Here is a 16,417-nt window from a genome sequence, read left to right as displayed (position 1 = left end):
TCCGAGCCTAGCCATCGCCGTCCCCGGAACGCTCCGCGCTCAGACGGGTCATCACCTCTCGCAGGGCGTCCACGACGACCCGAACGGAGCGGCGGCGCAGGTTCTCCGGGCGCGCGAGGACGTCGATCATGCGGTGCGTGCTCACGCCTCGGAGCGGGATGCGTACGATGTCGCGATCGTCGACGCTGCGCGAGGTGAACCGGGGGAGCATCCCCACGACGCCCCCGGCGGCGACCACCGCCGACACCGCACCGTAGTCGTTGATGCGGTGCCGGACCTCGACCGGGCGGCGGGCGACGGCGGCGACCGCGCGGAGCACGTCGTCCGGGGAGTAGCCGACGCGGCTCGTCACCCACTGCTCGTCGGCGATATCGTCCGGTGAGAGAGTGCGGCGATCGGCGAGAGGGTGGTCGGTGGCGACGGCGACGTCCAGGGGTTCCCGGATGAGACCGACGGTGCGGATGCCGTCTTTCGGCCACGGGGCGGAGTGCTCCATCCGGTGAGCGAGGACGAGGTCGTACCGCGCGGTGAGGCCGGGGAACTCGCTCTGCGCGACGTCCTCGTCCGTGAGGCGGACGGTCGGCGCGTGCTCCTTCCCGGACAGCTCGCGGACGAGCGGGCCGAAGAGCGCTTGACCGACGCTGTGGAAGCCGCTGACGCTGACCTCTCCCGTCGCCGCGCCCTCGAAGTCGTCCAGGGCGTGGCGCGCCGCCGCCATCGCATCGATGGCCTCGGCTCCGGCTGCTGCCAGTACCTCGCCGGCGGCGGTCAGCACGAGGGTGCGCCCCTGGCGACGGGTGAGCGGGGCCGGGAAGGAGCGCTGCAGCGCGGCGAGCTGCTGCGAGACCGCGGAGGGGGTGACCCGGAGCGCTTCGGCGACGGCGGTCGCGCTGCCCAAGGCTCCAAGCTCGCGGAGGATCTGGAGCTGATGGAGTTCCACTCCTATAGTTTAGACGGCGCTATAGAGACAATGCAGAAGATGACGATTGTTCTACAGCAACGGATGCGATGAGATCAGAGTATGAGAGCTCTGTTCAAGGAGGAACCCGGCGCGGGCCTCGCGCTCGTGGAGCGTCCCGACCCCGTCGCGGGTCCCGGAGAGGTCGTCATCCGTGTCCTCCGCACCGGCATCTGCGGTACCGATCTGCACATCCGTCGCTGGGACGACTGGGCGGCCTCCGCGATCGCCGCGCCCCTCATCCCGGGACACGAGTTCTACGGGGAAGTCGTCGAGGTCGGGCCGCTCGTCCACGACATCGCCGTCGGCGACCGGGTGTCCGGCGAGGGGCACATCGTCTGCGGCACATGCCGGAACTGCCGTGCCGGACGCCGGCAGATGTGCATCCGCACGATCGGACTCGGGCTGCAGCGCGACGGCGCCTTCGCCGAGTACCTCTCGCTTCCGGCGACGAACGTGTGGGTCCACCATTCCGAGGTCGCCCCGGAGCTCGGCGCGATCTTCGACCCGCTCGGCAACGCCGTGCACACCGCCCTCCGCTTCCCCCTCGTCGGCGAGGACGTGCTCGTCACCGGGTGCGGGCCGATCGGCCTGATGGCGATCGCCGTCGCCCGGCATGCGGGCGCCCGCTTCATCGTCGGGACCGACGTGAGCGCGCCGCGGCTGGAGATGGCACGAGGGATGGGAGCCGACGAGGTCGTCGACGTCTCCCGCCAGGAGATCCGCGACGCGCAGCGGGCGCTCGGGATGCGCGAGGGGTTCGACATCGGCTTCGAGATGTCCGGCGCGGCATCGGCGCTCCCGGCGATGATCGACAACATGAACCACGGCGGACGCATCGCCATGCTCGGGCTGCCGTCGACCGGGTTCGACATCGACTGGGGCAAGCTCGTCACGCACATGCTCACGATCACCGGGATCTACGGCCGGGAGATGTTCGAGACCTGGAACGCCATGGGGGCGATGCTGCAGACGAGTGCGACGTTGCGCGAAGCGATCGCCCGGGTGATCGCCGAGGTCGTACCGGCGCGCGACTGGGAGCGCGGATTCGCGGCGGCGGAGTCCGCCGGCACGGGCAAGATCATCCTCGACTGGACGGAGCTGTGATGTACGCGACCTTCAAAGACCATGTGGCGCAGGAGCTGGCGGGGATCGAGGAGGCGGGGCTCACCAAGCACGAGCGCGGCATCCGCGGCCCGCAGCGGGCGGAGATCACGGCCGATGGCGTCGAGGTGCTCAACTTCTGCGCCAACAACTACCTGGGGCTGGCCGACGACCCCCGGATCCTCGCTGCGGCGCGCACGGCGCTCGACGAGTGGGGGTATGGGCTCGCGAGCGTCCGCTTCATCTGCGGTACGCAGGAGCAGCACCTCGAACTCGAGCGTCGGCTCGCGGACTTCCTCGGCACCGATGACGCGATCCTCTACTCCTCCTGCTTCGACGCGAACGGCGGTATCTTCGAGACGCTGTTCTCCGCCGAGGACGCGATCATCTCGGACGAGTTGAACCACGCGTCCATCATCGACGGGATCCGGCTGTCGAAGGCACGCCGGCTCCGCTACCGCAATCGCGACATGGCGGACCTGGAGGAGCAGCTGCGGGCGGCCGCCGATGCCCGCTTCCGCGTGATCGCGACCGACGGCGTCTTCTCGATGGACGGCTACATCGCCCCGTTGGCCGAGATCTGCGACCTTGCGGAGCGCTACGACGCCCTCGTCTTCGTGGACGACTCGCACGCGGTCGGCTTCGTCGGCGACAACGGACGCGGAACGCCGGAGCTGTGCGGCGTCGCGGATCGCGTGGACATCTACACCGGCACGTTCGGCAAGGCGCTGGGCGGCGCCTCCGGCGGGTACGTCGCCTCGCACGCCGAGATCGTCGCGCTGCTGCGTCAGCGCTCCCGTCCGTACCTGTTCTCGAACACCCTCGCTCCGGCCATCGTGGCCGGAACGCTGACCGCGCTCGACCTGGTCGAGGGATCGGCCGACCTTCGGGCGCGGCTGCGGGACAACGCGGCCCTGTTCCGTGCCCGGATGGCGGAGGAAGGGTTCGACCTGCTTCCGGGCGAGCACCCGATCGTGCCGGTCATGTTCGGCGATGCCGCCCTCACCGCCCGGATCGCCGCGGCGATGCAGGATCAGGGTGTCTACGTGACGGCGTTCAGCTTCCCGGTCGTGCCGCGGGGCAAGGCGCGTATCCGGGTGCAGCTCTCCGCCGCGCACACCCCCGACCAGGTGGAGCGCTGTGTGGCGGCCTTTGTCGCGGCGCGGGATACGGTGAGCTGACCAGATGCAAAGAAATGCTTGCAAAGAGTTGTTTGCAAGTGTATCTTTGCATTCATGACGAACGAGACGCAGGTACGGACGCTGGATGCGAGGGCGCTCAAAGCGCTCGCGCATCCGCTGCGGGTCAAGATCTTCGATCTGCTCGCCTCTCGTGGTCCTCAGACGGCCAGCTCTCTCGCGGCCCTCGTGGGGGAGACCTCGGGATCCACCAGCTATCACCTCCGCGCTCTCGCGGCCCACGACCTCATCCGCGAGGTGGAAGGCCGGGGCACGGCACGGGAGCGATGGTGGGAGCGTCCGAAGGGACGCATCGACCTGCCGGGCCCGGACGAGCAGATGTCGCCGGCCAACCGTGCCGCGGCGCAGATCGTGACGTCGGAGTTCTTCCGGCTCCGGCACGAGACGCTGATGCAGTACCTCAACCGCCCGGAGTCCGAGGTCCCCGAGGGGTGGCGGGACGTGGGCATCACCGTCACGACACACCTCGACGTCACGCCGGCGCAGGCCATGGCGCTGCGGCAGGAGATGGAGGACCTCATCGAACAGGCCATCGAACGCTATCGAGGTCAGACCGGGCCCGATGTCCGGCGGGTCTCCGTGCGGGCCGAGCTGTTCGATCTGCCGACATCGCCGCGGGCGAGCACCGCCGATGCGGGCGAGACGACGGAGGCATCATGACCGCCGCGACCCTGCACCTTGTCAGTCCCACACGGACGGAGCGTGGACTGCTGCGCCTCGCAGACCGGGTCACCGCCGCGGTCGAACACCGGATCGAGCGTCGCGCACAGCGGCGGACCCTCGCCCTCGATCTCCTCCGCGAACAGCAGGCCCGCCGTCACGACCCGCACGCCGTAGATCATCTCCTCGCGCAGCTCGGTGCCCCGCGTCGCTGACCCGAGACCCCGGGTACGCATCGAGACCCCCTCTTCTCTTCGCGGGAAGGAGGGGGTCTCGACGATGAAGCGGGGTCTCGCGATCAGAAGGGGCGGGCGATGACCTCGCCGGAGGGGGTCTGGAGGACCTCCCAGCCGGCATCGAGCTCGGCGATCGCGCGGCCCTCCAGCCAGGTGAGGGTCCAGTGGCCGGTAAGGCCCCGGGACTCGACCTCGGCGATCGCGGGACGCAGCGCCTCGGGGACCGACGCGGGCGGCTGAGCACCCGTCGCCCAGCGCGTGCCGAGCTGCATCAGGAGGCCTCGACCGGGGCGAGCTCGATCGCGGTGACCGCGAACTCCTCTGCCTCGGTGATCTCGAGCTCGGCGATGCGGCCGACCGCGCGGAGGTCGTCCGCGGCGGCGCGCAGGGCCTCGACCTTCGCGGCGGGAGCGGCGATGGCGGCACGGGAGACCGGGGTCTTCTGCGATGCCTTCGCCTCGGTCTTCGCGCGCCGGATGCCGATGAGCGCCTCGCTCGCGGCGGCCAGCACGGCCGGGTCGCCCTCGATGCCGAGCTTCTCGGGCCAGGCAGCGGTGTGCACGGAGCCCTCCTCGAACCACGACCAGGCCTCCTCCGTGGCGAAGGAGAGCACCGGCGCGAGCAGGCGGAGCAGCGTGGACAGGGCCAGACGCAGCGCGAGGGCGGCCGAAGCCTGACCCACGTCGTTCTGGTTGTAGGCGCGCTCCTTCACGAGCTCCAGGTAGTCATCGCAGAACGTCCAGAAGAACGCCTCGGTCAGCTCCAGCGCCCGGGCCGCGTCATACCGGTCGAAGGCCGCGGTGGCCTCGGCCACCACGCCGTCGAGCGCCGTGAGCATCGACGCGTCGAGCGCGTGCGTCACCTGAGCGCCCGCGGGCACCGGGAACGACAGCACGAACTTGGCGGCGTTGAGCACCTTGATCGCCAGACGCCGGCCGATCTTCACCTGCGTCGGGTTCTGCGGGTCGAAGGCCGCGTCCATGCCGAGGCGGCTCGACGCCGCCCAGTACCGCACCGCGTCCGAGCCGTGGGCGTCGAGCACGTCGGCCGGGGTGACCACGTTGCCCTTCGACTTCGACATCTTCTTGCGGTCGGGGTCGACGATGAAGCCGGAGATGGCGGCGTTCTTCCACGGGGCGCGGCCGTCTTCGAGCGTGGAACGCAGCATGGTCGAGAAGAGCCAGGTGCGGATGATGTCCTGTCCCTGCGGGCGCAGGTCGAACGGAGCGGTGAGCTGCCACAGCTCCTCGTCGCGCTGCCAGCCGCCCGCGAGCTGCGGGGTCAGCGACGACGTCGCCCATGTGTCGAGGATGTCGGCCTCGGCGTCGAACCCGCCCGGCACCCCGCGCTGGTCCTCGGTGTAGCCGGCCGGGACATCCGTGGTCGGGTCGATGGGCAGCGCGGCCGCATCCGGGGTGAGCACCCGGTCGTAGTCGCGCTCCCCGTTCTCGTCCAGCGCGTACCAGAGCGGGATAGGCACGCCGAAGAATCGCTGCCGGGACACGAGCCAGTCGCCGGTGAGGCCGCCGACCCAGTTCTCATAGCGGACCCGCATGAAGTCGGGATGCCACGCCAGCTCGGTACCGTGCGCGAGGAGCTGATCGCGCAGCTCGCCGTCGCGGGCGCCGTTGCGGATGTACCACTGCCGGGTCGAGACGATCTCGAGCGGGCGGTCGCCCTTCTCGAAGAACTTCACGGCGTGCTGGAAGGGCTTGCCGACGGCGGTCATGTCGCCGGTCTCCTGCAGCTTCTCCACGATCGCCTTGCGGGCGCTGAAGACGGTCTTGCCTGCCACGTTCTCCGCGTACCAGGCGCGCGCGTCGGCGTCGGCCACGATCGACGGGGCCTCGGGCAGGAAGCGGCCGTCGAGGCCGATCGTCGTCATGTTCGGCAGGGACTCGCCGGCGGTGGTGCGCAGCTCGCGCCACCAGATGATGTCGGTCACGTCGCCGAAGGTGCAGACCATCGCGGCGCCGGTGCCCTTGTCGGGCTGGGCGAGGTGGTGGCCGTGGATCTCGATCTCGGCGCCGAAATAGGGCGTGCGCACCGTGGTGCCGATGAGGTGCTTGTGCGGCCCCTCGGGGTGGGTCACGATCGCGATGCACGCGGGGAGGAGCTCCGGGCGCGTGGTGTCGATCGCGATCGAGCCGGAGCCGTCCGCGAAGGGGAATTCGATTGTGTGGTACGCGGCCTGCTGGTCGCGGTCCTCGAGCTCGGCCTGCGCGATCGCGGAGCGGAAGTCGATGTCCCACAGCGTCGGCGCGAGGGCCTGGTACGCCTCGCCGCGCTCGATGTTGCGGAGGAAGGCGAGCTGGCTCTGCCGGATCGTGTCGTCGGAGATGGTGCGGTAGGTCTGCGTCCAGTCCACGCTCAGCCCGAGCTGACGGAACAGCGCCTCGAACTGCTTCTCGTCCTCGATCGTGAGGCGCTCGCACAGCTCGATGAAGTTGCGGCGGCTGATGGGCTGCTGGTCGGCAGCCCGGCTCGACTTGTTGTCGCCGCCCTCGAAAGGCGGGGTGAAGTCGGCGTCGTAGGGGAGCGACGGGTCGCAGCGGACGCCGTAGTAGTTCTGCACGCGGCGCTCGGTGGGCAGACCGTTGTCGTCCCAGCCCATCGGGTAGAACACGGTCTTGCCGCGCATGCGCTCGTACCGGGCCTTGACGTCGGTGTGCGTGTAGGAGAACACGTGACCGATGTGGAGGCTGCCCGAGGCGGTGGGCGGCGGGGTGTCGATCGAGTAGACGCCCTCACGACCGAGCTCGGCGGCGCGCAGACGGTCGAACAGGTACGTGCCCTGCTCCGCCCAGGCGGCGTCCCACTTCGCTTCGAGACCTTCGAGTGCGGGCTTGTCGGGAATGGCGGACATGGAGGTCTCCTCGAGCGATGTATGCGGCACTGTGTGAGCGTGCCTGAGTGTGGGTGGTGCCGCCCAGTCTACCGAGCGCACGGCCGGGGCGCTCGACCCGGGGGAGCGCCCGGCGCGGCGCTGCGGCCGGCCCCTCCGACGCTGGAAGGATCGGAGCATGAGACCGCCGTCGTCCTCGTCCTCCCGTCCCCGTCTCGCCGACCTCGGCGTGCCGCCCGGAGCCTTCCCGCGCGGCGCGGAGAACGCGATCACCGACGTCCCCGGTGTGCGGGTGGGACACGCCACGCTGCACGGCGACGGTCTGCACACGGGCGTGACGGCGATCGTCCCCGACGCCCTCACCGCCGAGCGCCGCAGCCTTCCCGCGAACCTCTCCGTGGGCAACGGCTACGGCAAGCTCGTCGGCGCCACGCAGCTCCGCGAGCTCGGGGCGCTGGAGACGCCGATCCTGCTGACCTCGACGCTGTCCGTGTTCCGCGTCGCCGACGCGCTCCTCGGGCATCTGTTGGCGACGCCGATGCACGCGCGGACGACGACGCTGAATCCGGTGGTGGGAGAGACGAACGACGGCTTCCTCTCCGACATCCGTCGACGCGCCGTGGGGGAGGAGCAGGTGACGGCGGCCCTGGCTGCGGCGGCTCAGGGAGCGGTCGCGGAGGGAGGCGTGGGCGCCGGTGCCGGGACCGTCGCCCTCGGGTACAAGGGCGGCATCGGAACGGCCTCGCGCCTGGTCGAGGTCGCGGGGCAGCCGGCCACGGTCGGCGTCCTCGTGCAGACGAACTTCAGCGGCACGCTGCGGATCGCCGGCGTCCCGCTGCCCGCGGAGGAGCTGCTCGCCGAGGCTCCGGCACAGCCCGTGGGCAATTCCTGCATGATCGTCGTCGCGACGGACGCCCCCGTCGACGGACGGCAGCTCGGCCGTGTGGCCAACCGCGCCGTGTTCGCGATGCGCGGTGTCGGCGCCGACTATGCGCAGGGCAGCGGCGACTACGCCATCGCGTTCTCGGTGCACGACCAGGCGGACGGCGGTCCGGCGGCGGACGAAGAGCTCTCGCCGCTCTTCGCCGCGACGATGGACGCGGTCGAGGAGGCGCTGATCAACTCCGTACTCGCGGCGGAGACGACCGTGGGCCCCGACGGGCGGTCCGCGCATGCGGTGCCGATCGACCAGGTGCGGGAGCGCCTGACGCGAGCCGGGGTCGTCTGACTCGCGTTCACAACTCAGGAGAAGGTGGGCGGTGGGCGCCGCAGGCGCGGCGCGCCGCGCCGCCATCGGCCGGAACTCCTGAGTTGTGAACGGTGGTCAGTCGGCGAGCGCGGCGTGAATGCCCTCGCCGATGCGGCGCATGGCGGCCAGCACCGGGCCGCGCCCGTCGGCGCCCCGGTCCCAGTTCGCCAGCACTGCGTAGGCGATCCGGCGGGTGGAGGACATGACGATCCCGGTGTCGGCGCGGACGCGGGAGATCGTGCCGGTCTTGTTCAGCAGCCAGACGCCGCGATCGAAGCCCCAGTGCGCGAGCGGGTCGAGGTCGAACGCCGACGCGACCATCGACAGGTCCATGCCCGCGCCCAGCCAGCGGCGCAGCGTGTCGGCCGAGGCGGGGGAGAGATCGGTGCCGTCGGCCAGCCGCGACATGAAGAGCACGAGCTCCGCGGCGTTCGCGTGCGACAGCGTCTTCGGGGCCCCGGGCGGGATCGGCCACCGCACGATGTCGTCGAGGGCCGAGGCAGTGTAGCCGAGCGCGCGGGTGTGCTCCTGCACGGTCGGGATGCCGATGACGCGGCCCAGCGTGTTGGTCGCGGCGTTGTCGCTCACCGCACCGATGAGCGCGGCCACGTCGTACAGCGACAGTTCGGACGCCTGCAGCAGGTACCAGAGCCCGGAGTCCTCGATGGCCTCGACCGGCCGTCGGGTCACGCGCTCTTCGAGAGTACGTGTGCCGGCGTCCACCTCGGCGAGGAGGCGGTGCAGGAGGAAGATCTTGCCGACGCTCGCCGTGTCCTGCACCGTCTCCGGGTCATGGCGCAGCAGCACCTCGCCGGAGTCGATGTCCTGGACGAGGACCGACCACACCGTGCCGTTCTCGTCGGGGAGCTCCACGTCGATCGCGCTCATGCGTCCTCCTCGTCGCGTGCGCGTCCGGTGACGTGCGCGCGGATGAGCTCACCGACCGCGCGCATGCCGTCGAGCACGGGCGCGCGGAGGTCGGCCGCGGAGTCCTTCCAGTTCGCCGCCACCGCATACGCGACTGCGGCCTTCGGGCCCCGCAGCAGTCCGACGTCGACGCGGGCGAAGCTGACGCTGCCGGTCTTGTGGCGCAGCACCATGCCCTGATACTCGGCCTCGACGTGGGCGAGGGGGTCGAGGAGGAAGGCGTCGGCGGTCATCGACGTGTCGGTGTCGGCGGCGAGCCAGTCCAGCACCCGGGCGCTCACCGCGGGGGAGAACGCCTCGCCGGCACCGAGCCGGCGCATCACGTCGGACAGCTCGGCCGCCGTGCCGAACGACGGGGTCCAGGGCAGGTCGGGGGTGCGCTCGTTGCGGATGTAATCGTGCAGCGCGGTATCGCGGTATCCGAGTGCCGGGGCGACGGCCCGGACCTCCTCCAGACCGCAGAGGTGGATCAGGGCGTTCGTGGCGAGGTTGTCGCTCACCGCCCCGACGAGGAGCGCCGCATCGTGGACCGTGATGCGCTGATCGTGCATGCGGTACAGGAGCCCGGAGTCCTCGACGCGGTGCTCGTCCGGGATCTCGATCCGGTCGTCCTCGGCGAGCGTGCCGTCCTCCAGCCGTCGAGCGACCTCGAGGAGCAGGAAGATCTTGCCGATGCTCGCGGTCTCGCACTGCGTGTGCGGTTCGTGCTCCGCCAGGGTCTCGCCGCTGTCGGCATCGACGAGCCGGATCGACCAGGTGACACGGGGATCGAGGGGCGGAAGGGCGATCATGGCCGTCCCACCGTGAGGCGGGGCTCGTCGCCGGTCGCGTCCAGCACTCCGTCGACACCGAGCGGGATGGTCAGGGCGTGCGGGTCGTGGCCGAAGCCCTGCTCCCACAGCACGGGGACCCCGGCGTCCTGGAACTCGTCCCGCATGAGCGCGTGGACGAGGTCGAGGTCGCCGCACTCGTGCCAGGAGCCGAGCACGATGCCCGTCGCCTGGGCGAGTCGGCCCGCGCGCCGGAGCTGCGTGACGAAGCTGTCGAGGCGGTAGGGCTCCTCGGTGATGTCCTCCAGGAACAGGATGCCGGGGGAGGGGACGTGCGCCTCCGGGGCGCCGAGTCCGGCCGCCAGCAGGCTGAGGTTGCCGCCCGTGAAGCGCCCCTCGGCGCGGCCCGGCGTCATGATCTCGGTCTTGGGGCCGATGAGCTCCCGCCCGCGCCAGGGTTCGAAGAGCCAGCGCTGCACGTCGTCGCGCACCTGCTCGGAATCGCGGAAGACGTTGTTCCCCGCCATCGGGCAGAAGAGCGTCGCGACGTCGAGGTGCGCGCGCCACGTCTCGTGCAGGGCGGTCACGTCGGACGAGCCCGTGAGGAGCTTCGGCCGCCCGTCCTTGCGCAGCGCCCCGCGGCGCATGTCGGCCCAGTCGATGCCGTCGAGGAGGCGCAGCGCGCCGTAGCCGCCGCGTGCCGTGACGACGGCGTCCACCTCCGGATCGAGCCAGGCGTCGACGAGGTCGGCGCGGCGGAGGTCGTCCGGCCCCGCGAGGTACGACGCGCGGGGGTGCGGCGTGAGGACGTGCGCGCCCACGCGGACCTTCAGACCCCAGGACTCGTAGTAGCCGACGGCGCGCTGGGTGTTCTCCTCGTTGCCGGGACCGGACGGCGAGACGATCGCCACCGTGTCACCGGGTTGCAGGGGAGCCGTGTCGAGATACGGCGACACCGCCGCCTCCGTCAGGACGCTCATGCCGTCTTCTCCTCGATGCGCGGCGCCGCGGACAGCAGGTGCCGGGTGTACTCGTGCTGCGGGTTCAGCAGCACCTCTTCGGTGGGTCCGTGCTCGACGATCTGTCCGTGGTACATCACCGCGACCGTGTGGGCGATGTTCCAGGCCAGGCCGAGGTCGTGCGTGATGACGAGGGCGGAGAGGCCGAGGCGGCGCCGCAGCTCCAGCAGGAGCCCGAGGATCTCTCCGCGCACGGACGCGTCGAGCGAGGCGACGGGTTCGTCGGCGATGAGCATCTGCGGCTGCACGGCGAGCGCGCCGGCGATGACGACGCGCTGCCGCTGCCCGCCGCTGAGCTCCTGCGGGATGGCGCCGAAGTAGCGCTCCGGCGGGGTGAGCTCCGCGTCGGCGAGGCTCTGTGCCACGCGTTCGCGCTCGTCGCCGGGGAAGCGCTGCACGCGCAGCCCCTCGGCGACGGACTCGTACACGCTGTGCTTCGGGTTCAAAGCGGCCCACGGGTCCTGGAGCACGAGCTGCACCTGCGAGCGGAACCGCGCGAGGTCGCGTCCTTTCGACGGGATCGGTGCGCCGTCGAAGAGGATCTGCGACCCGGGGTCGGCGGGCTGCAAGCCCATGAGCGCGCGGGCGAGGGTCGACTTGCCGGAGCCGGACTGGCCGACGAGCGCGACGATCTCGCCCTTGCGCACCGAGAGGTCGACGTCGCGGACCGCATGCACGGGGCGCCCGCCGGAGCGGTAGGTGACGTTGACTCCGCGCGCCTCCAGCAGCACCTCGTCGCCGTGCGTGATCTCCGGCACGTCGTCCGCATCGCGGCCATGTCGCGTCACCGGGGCCATCCGCGAGGCGGGGTCGCCGATCGTGGGGAAGGCGTCGGCGAGCTGTCGCGTGTACGCCTCCTGCGGGGTCGTGCAGACCGCGTAGCTCTCGCCGACCTCGACCAGCTCCCCGTCGCGCATGATGGCGATCCGGTCGCACGCCGTGGCGAGCACCGAGAGGTCGTGGCTGATCATGAGCATCGAGATGCCGCGCTCCGCCACGAGACGGGAGATCATGTCGAGGATCTGCTTCTGCACGATCACGTCGAGTGCGGTGGTCGGCTCGTCCGCGATGATGACCTCGGGATCGCACGCGAGGGCCATCGCGATCATGACGCGCTGCTTCTGGCCGCCGGAGAGCTCGTGGGGATACGACTCGCTCTTCTGCTGCGGCAGGTCGACGATGTCGAGCAGCTCCCGCACCCGTTCCTTGCGCGCCTTCTCGCCCTTCCACCGGTCGGAGGCGTGCAGCTCCAGCGCCTCCAGGAGCTGCCAGCCCACCGTGCGGACCGGGTTGAGCGAGTGCATCGCGCCCTGGAACACGATGGACGTCTGCGCCCAGCGCACGGCGCGCAGCTGCCCGAAGGACAACGTGGCGACGTCCTGGTCGCCGAGCAGCACGCGGCCGCTGAGCCGGGCGTTGCGCGGCAGGAGCCGGAGCACGCTCATGGCGAGGGTGGACTTGCCGGAGCCGGATTCGCCGGCGATGCCGAGCGTCTGCCCGGCGGGGAGGGTGAGCGAGACGTTGCGCACGGCCGCCACCTCGTCCCGCCCCGACCGCCCCGAGGTGCGGTACGTGATGGAGACGTCGTCGAAGATCAGGTCGGGCATCTCAGCGGCTCCTCAGCGTCGGGTTGGTGATGTTCTCGACGGCGCGGCCCATCAGGGTGAACGACAGCACGACGAGGACGATGGCGATGCCGGGCACGAGCACGTACCACCAGTAGCCGCTGGTCGCGGCGGAGACGTCCATCGCGTTCTTCAGGATCGAGCCCCACGACTGCAGCGTGGTGTCGCCGAGGCCGAGGAACGCCAGGGTGGATTCGGAGATGATCGCCGAGCCGACCGTGAGGGTCGTGTTGGCGAGCACGAGCGGCAGCACCCCGGGGAGGAGGTGCTTCATGATGATGTGCCAGTGCCCGGCGCCGAGGGCCCGCGAGCGTTCGATGTAGTCGCGCGACTCCACCGACAGGGTCTGCGCGCGGACGACGCGGGCGGTGCCGGCCCAGGAGGTCAGGCCGATCGCGATGATGATCGTCCAGACGCCGCGGCTCAGCACCGACGACAGCACGATCGCGAGGATCAGCGACGGCAGCACGAGGAAGAAGTCGATGATGCGCATCATCAGCCCGCCGAAGAAGCCGGTGAAGTGGCCCGCCGAGAGGCCGACGAGCGTGCCGATGATCATCGACATCGCGGTGGCGGCGAGGCCGACGAGCAGGGACACCCGGGCGCCCCACACCATGCGGACCCAGATCTCGCGACCCTGATGGTCGGTGCCGAGGGGATGCTCCCAGGACGGCGGGGCGAAGCGCTGCACGTCGACGAGCTTCGTGACGTCGAGCATGCTGGCGGGGGCGATCACGGGGGCGAAGATCGCGATGAGGGCCACGATCACGAGGAAGACGAGGCCCACCATGCCCGCCCGGTGCTGGGCGAACTGCCGGCAGAAGTCGACGAAGGCGGTGCCGCGGCGGTGCCACGCCAGGGCACGGGGCGAACGGATGGTCGGGGATGCCGTGGTCATGCGCGCCTCACCCTCGGGTCGAGCTGCCGGTAGATGAGGTCCGCGATGAGGTTCATCGCGATGATGATCGTGGAGAACACCACGAACGTGCCCTGCAGGAGCGGGAGGTCGGGGCCGGAGATGGCCTCGAAGGTGAGCTTCCCGAGCCCGGGCCAGGAGAACACGGTCTCCACCGTGACGGCCCCTGCGATGAGGCCGCCGATGTGCATGAAGACGAGGGTGACGGTCGGCAGCAGGGCGTTGGGGACGGCGTGTCGGCGCCGGACGAGGTCCTCCCGGAGGCCCTTGGCCCGCGCGGTGGTGAGGTAGTCGGCGCCCATCTCCTCGAGGAGCGAGCTGCGCATCACCATGAGGTACTGCGCGTACACGACCGCGACCATCGTGATCACCGGGAGCACCATGTGCGAGATCACGTCCAGGACCGCGCCGACCGGATCGGTGGGCGGGTTGGGGGAGACCATGCCTCCGGTCGGGAACCAGTGCAGCGTGCCTCCGAAGACCATCAGGAGCAGCAGGGCCAGCCAGAAGGTCGGCACCGACCAGAACACGAGCGACGTGCCGGAGACGATGCGGTCGAAGGTGGAGCCGTGCTTCCAGGCCGCCTTCTGTCCGAGCCAGAGGCCGAGGGCGATCGCGATGATCGCCGCCGTGCCGGTGAGGAGGATCGTGTTCCAGAAGTACTGGCCGATGAGGTCGGACACCGACGTGCGGTAGACGTAGCTCGTGCCGAAGTTCAGGGTGAAGACGTTGCCGAGGTAGTCGATGAACTGCTGCCACAGGGGCTTGTTCAGACCCAGCTGCTCGCGCAGCTGGTCGGCCTGCTCGGCGCTCATCCCGCGCTCGCGGGCGATCGAGGCGACCGGATCGCCCGGCAGGATCTTGAAGGCGAAGAATCCGAGGAGGATCACCATCGCCAGGCTGATGGCCGCGCCGCCGAGCTTGACCAGGAAGTAGCGGAGGGCGCCGACGCCCTTCGGCTGCTCCTCGGCCGCGGCGCTCGTCGCGATGGCGGAGGTGGACGGGGGAACCGCGTTGGACATGGGGGTCTCCTTACAGCGGACCGGGAGACGCCGCGGGGGCGGAGGCCTGCCACCCGCGGCGTCTCGCCGGACTCATTCGACGTCGGCGATGTTGCGGCGACGGATCAGGAAGAAGATGAGCCCTCCGATGAGGACCACCCCCACGACGACGCCTCCGATGAGGAGCCCGGTGTTCGTGCCGGTGCCGCCGGCGGTCGCGCCCTCGACGGGCTCGACGGTGAGGTAGCCCCAGTAGCCGGCCTGGTTGGCGATGATGCCCCCGTCCTTCGGCTGCAGGGTGAAGCCGGTGAAGCGGTCGGAGCGGTAGGCCTCCAGCGAGTTCGCGTACCAGGTGGCGACCTGCGCGGTGTCGGTGTAGTTCAGCGCGAGCATGTCGTGCACGATCTCCTGGCGCTTGTCGGCGTCGATCTCGGAGCGCTGCGCGGCGTACATCTCGTCGAACTCCGGGTTGCAGTACCCGTCCTGCGTGGTGCCGCCGGTGCCGTCGGTCGCGGTCGGCAGGTTCATGCAGGTGTTGATGCCCAGCTGGTAGTCCGGGTCGGGGTTGACCGACCAGCCGCTGAAGTACAGGTCGTAGTCGCCGGAGGTGGCCTTCGCGCTGATCGTGTCGGAGTCGGTGGACTCGACCGTGATCTCGATGCCGATCTCCTTCATCCAGGGGACGAAGAAGTCGGAGATGGACTGCTCGTTCGCGTCGTCCGCGTCCGTCAGCAGGCGCAGGCTCAGGCGCTGGCCGTCCTTCTCGCGGATGCCGTCGGCACCGGGGACCCAGCCCGCGTCGTCCAGCTTCGCCTGCGCGGCCTCGGGGTCGAAGCCCACGATCACGTCGTCGTCATCCGAGAGGTGCCACTTCGGGAAGGACGCCGGGATGAAGCTCGTCGCGAGCGTGCCCTCGCCGTCCAGGACCTTGTCGAGGAGGGTCGCCGTGTCGGTGCCGAGACGGATGGCCTGGCGCACCTCGAGCTCCTTCAGCGCGGCGTTGCCGGTGCCGTAGGGCACGTTGTCGCGCGTCTGCTGGCCGACGTTGATGCTGATCGAGTGGTAGCGGCGGCCCTCACCGGAGTGCGTGGTGATGCCGTCGACGCCCTCGAGCGCCGAGAACTGCGTCGGGGTGAGGCCGGTGACGAGGTCGACGTCGCCCGCCTTGAGAGCCTGCACCTGGGCGTCCGAGTTCGTGTAGTAGACGTACTGGATCGCGTCGATCTTGGGGGCGCCCCGCCAGAAGCTCTCGTTCGCCTTCAGCACGATGGACTGGTTGGCCGAGTAGCTGTCGAGGACGAACGGGCCGGAGCCGACCACGTCGGCGTCGTTGGTGAAGGTCGTCGGATCGTCGACCTCCTCCCAGATGTGCTTCGGGACGATCGGGATCTCCGAGCCGGGGTTCGGGGCCTGCGGGGTCTTCAGGGTGATCACGACGGTCTTGTCGTCGGGGGTCTCGACGGTGTCGAAGTTGGAGACGAGGTTGCCGTTGGCGGTGCCGAGCGCGGGCACCGTCATCATCTGGTCGTACGTGTACTTCACATCGGCGGAGGTGATGGGCTCGCCGTCCGACCAGACCAGGTCGTCCTGGAGGGTGAAGGTCCACGTCTGGCCGCCGTCGGTCGCCTCCCAGCTGTCGGCGAGACCCTTCGTGGGGGAGCCGTCCTCGGCGTCGTTCTGCACGAGCGACTCGTAGACGTACCGGATGATGTTCGTCGGCGTCAGGTAGATCGAGATGAACGGGTTGAACGTGTCCACGAACCCGGAGGTGGCGATCCGCAGCGTCGTGTCGGATGCCGGGGATTCGGTGGCGGCGCTGACGGACTGCGCCTGAGCGGCACCGACCGGAGCGGCGAGGAGGAGCGCGGAGGCGATCGCGGCGGCGGTCAGACTTCGCACGGTTCTGGA

The 16,417-nt window shown here is 70.2% G+C and carries 15 protein-coding genes; 5 read left to right on the top strand and 10 right to left on the bottom strand.

Annotation, left to right across the window (positions count from 1 at the left end; translation table 11 throughout):
- Positions 1-7: 7 nt before the first annotated feature.
- The gene (locus WFJ36_RS06285) at positions 8-940 is read right to left on the bottom strand and encodes a LysR family transcriptional regulator (protein WP_071329574.1); all 933 of its coding nucleotides are present in this window, start codon (positions 938-940) and stop codon (positions 8-10) included.
- An 81-nt stretch (positions 941-1,021) separates the two neighbouring features.
- Between WFJ36_RS06285 and tdh the strand changes: the two genes are divergently transcribed.
- Genes tdh through WFJ36_RS06265 form a run of 4 tightly spaced genes read left to right on the top strand, consistent with a single transcriptional unit; the run spans position 1,022 to position 4,136 of the window.
- Positions 1,022-2,065 (top strand): L-threonine 3-dehydrogenase, encoded by a 1,044-nt coding sequence (gene tdh, locus WFJ36_RS06280; RefSeq protein WP_071329573.1) that lies wholly within the window; start codon positions 1,022-1,024, stop codon positions 2,063-2,065.
- Positions 2,065-3,243: a glycine C-acetyltransferase gene (locus tag WFJ36_RS06275; RefSeq protein WP_336642912.1), complete on the top strand. Its 1,179-nt coding sequence runs from the start codon at positions 2,065-2,067 to the stop codon at positions 3,241-3,243. The genes tdh and WFJ36_RS06275 overlap by 1 nt, the downstream gene beginning before the upstream one ends.
- Positions 3,244-3,297: 54 nt before the next feature.
- Positions 3,298-3,921, top strand: coding sequence for an ArsR/SmtB family transcription factor (locus WFJ36_RS06270; RefSeq protein WP_292791259.1), 624 nt, complete (start codon positions 3,298-3,300; stop codon positions 3,919-3,921).
- Complete coding sequence (locus tag WFJ36_RS06265) at positions 3,918-4,136, top strand: hypothetical protein (protein ID WP_292791257.1); 219 nt, start codon at positions 3,918-3,920, stop codon at positions 4,134-4,136. The genes WFJ36_RS06270 and WFJ36_RS06265 overlap by 4 nt, the downstream gene beginning before the upstream one ends.
- Before the next feature lie 83 nt (positions 4,137-4,219).
- On the opposite strand, the gene WFJ36_RS06260 is transcribed toward WFJ36_RS06265, so the two are convergent.
- Together WFJ36_RS06260 and valS are read right to left on the bottom strand one after the other, a co-directional pair.
- Positions 4,220-4,429, bottom strand: a complete 210-nt coding sequence (locus WFJ36_RS06260; protein ID WP_071329569.1) for a hypothetical protein — start codon at positions 4,427-4,429, stop codon at positions 4,220-4,222.
- Positions 4,429-7,023, bottom strand: a complete 2,595-nt coding sequence (gene valS, locus WFJ36_RS06255; protein WP_071329568.1) for a valine--tRNA ligase — start codon at positions 7,021-7,023, stop codon at positions 4,429-4,431. The genes WFJ36_RS06260 and valS overlap by 1 nt, the downstream gene beginning before the upstream one ends.
- Before the next feature lie 157 nt (positions 7,024-7,180).
- Here valS and WFJ36_RS06250 point away from each other — a divergent pair, with 157 nt between their 5' ends.
- Positions 7,181-8,230 carry a P1 family peptidase gene (locus WFJ36_RS06250; protein WP_336642911.1) on the top strand — a complete coding sequence of 350 codons (1,050 nt, stop codon included), beginning with the start codon at positions 7,181-7,183 and terminating at the stop codon, positions 8,228-8,230.
- A 96-nt stretch (positions 8,231-8,326) separates the two neighbouring features.
- On the opposite strand, the gene WFJ36_RS06245 is transcribed toward WFJ36_RS06250, so the two are convergent.
- The 7 genes from WFJ36_RS06245 to WFJ36_RS06215 all read right to left on the bottom strand — a co-directional run bounded on the left by WFJ36_RS06245 (position 8,327) and on the right by WFJ36_RS06215 (position 16,408).
- A complete protein-coding gene (locus WFJ36_RS06245; RefSeq protein WP_336642910.1) occupies positions 8,327-9,139 on the bottom strand; it encodes a serine hydrolase in 813 nt (270 codons plus the stop codon).
- Positions 9,136-9,969 (bottom strand): serine hydrolase, encoded by an 834-nt coding sequence (locus WFJ36_RS06240; protein WP_336642909.1) that lies wholly within the window; start codon positions 9,967-9,969, stop codon positions 9,136-9,138. The genes WFJ36_RS06245 and WFJ36_RS06240 overlap by 4 nt, the downstream gene beginning before the upstream one ends.
- A complete protein-coding gene (locus WFJ36_RS06235; protein WP_336642908.1) occupies positions 9,966-10,928 on the bottom strand; it encodes a S66 peptidase family protein in 963 nt (320 codons plus the stop codon). Before WFJ36_RS06235 ends, WFJ36_RS06240 begins: the two co-directional genes overlap by 4 nt.
- Entirely contained in the window at positions 10,925-12,574 is a 1,650-nt protein-coding gene (locus WFJ36_RS06230; RefSeq protein WP_336642907.1) for an ABC transporter ATP-binding protein, read from the bottom strand. The genes WFJ36_RS06235 and WFJ36_RS06230 overlap by 4 nt, the downstream gene beginning before the upstream one ends.
- Position 12,575: 1 nt before the next feature.
- Complete coding sequence (locus WFJ36_RS06225) at positions 12,576-13,490, bottom strand: ABC transporter permease (protein WP_082758500.1); 915 nt, start codon at positions 13,488-13,490, stop codon at positions 12,576-12,578.
- Complete coding sequence (locus tag WFJ36_RS06220; protein ID WP_060921166.1) at positions 13,487-14,530, bottom strand: ABC transporter permease; 1,044 nt, start codon at positions 14,528-14,530, stop codon at positions 13,487-13,489. Before WFJ36_RS06220 ends, WFJ36_RS06225 begins: the two co-directional genes overlap by 4 nt.
- A 72-nt stretch (positions 14,531-14,602) precedes the next feature.
- Positions 14,603-16,408 carry an ABC transporter substrate-binding protein gene (locus tag WFJ36_RS06215; protein ID WP_336642906.1) on the bottom strand — a complete coding sequence of 602 codons (1,806 nt, stop codon included), beginning with the start codon at positions 16,406-16,408 and terminating at the stop codon, positions 14,603-14,605.
- Between the last annotated feature and the right edge of the window lie 9 nt (positions 16,409-16,417).

Source organism: Microbacterium sp. MMO-113 (assembly GCF_037148555.1).
GTDB lineage: Bacteria > Actinomycetota > Actinomycetes > Actinomycetales > Microbacteriaceae > Microbacterium.
The sequence above is the reverse complement of the archived record's forward strand: the minus strand, read 5'-3'. Positions and strand labels throughout refer to the sequence as shown.

Coding starts and splice junctions, on each gene's coding strand:
- tdh (WP_071329573.1), top strand. CDS start 1,022: ATGAGAGCTCTGTTCAAGGAGGAACCCGGCGCGGGCCTCGCGCTCGTG.
- WFJ36_RS06275 (WP_336642912.1), top strand. CDS start 2,065: ATGTACGCGACCTTCAAAGACCATGTGGCGCAGGAGCTGGCGGGGATC.
- WFJ36_RS06270 (WP_292791259.1), top strand. CDS start 3,298: ATGACGAACGAGACGCAGGTACGGACGCTGGATGCGAGGGCGCTCAAA.
- WFJ36_RS06265 (WP_292791257.1), top strand. CDS start 3,918: ATGACCGCCGCGACCCTGCACCTTGTCAGTCCCACACGGACGGAGCGT.
- WFJ36_RS06260 (WP_071329569.1), bottom strand. CDS start 4,429: ATGCAGCTCGGCACGCGCTGGGCGACGGGTGCTCAGCCGCCCGCGTCG.
- valS (WP_071329568.1), bottom strand. CDS start 7,023: ATGTCCGCCATTCCCGACAAGCCCGCACTCGAAGGTCTCGAAGCGAAG.
- WFJ36_RS06250 (WP_336642911.1), top strand. CDS start 7,181: ATGAGACCGCCGTCGTCCTCGTCCTCCCGTCCCCGTCTCGCCGACCTC.
- WFJ36_RS06245 (WP_336642910.1), bottom strand. CDS start 9,139: ATGAGCGCGATCGACGTGGAGCTCCCCGACGAGAACGGCACGGTGTGG.
- WFJ36_RS06240 (WP_336642909.1), bottom strand. CDS start 9,969: ATGATCGCCCTTCCGCCCCTCGATCCCCGTGTCACCTGGTCGATCCGG.
- WFJ36_RS06235 (WP_336642908.1), bottom strand. CDS start 10,928: ATGAGCGTCCTGACGGAGGCGGCGGTGTCGCCGTATCTCGACACGGCT.
- WFJ36_RS06230 (WP_336642907.1), bottom strand. CDS start 12,574: ATGCCCGACCTGATCTTCGACGACGTCTCCATCACGTACCGCACCTCG.
- WFJ36_RS06225 (WP_082758500.1), bottom strand. CDS start 13,490: ATGACCACGGCATCCCCGACCATCCGTTCGCCCCGTGCCCTGGCGTGG.
- WFJ36_RS06220 (WP_060921166.1), bottom strand. CDS start 14,530: ATGTCCAACGCGGTTCCCCCGTCCACCTCCGCCATCGCGACGAGCGCC.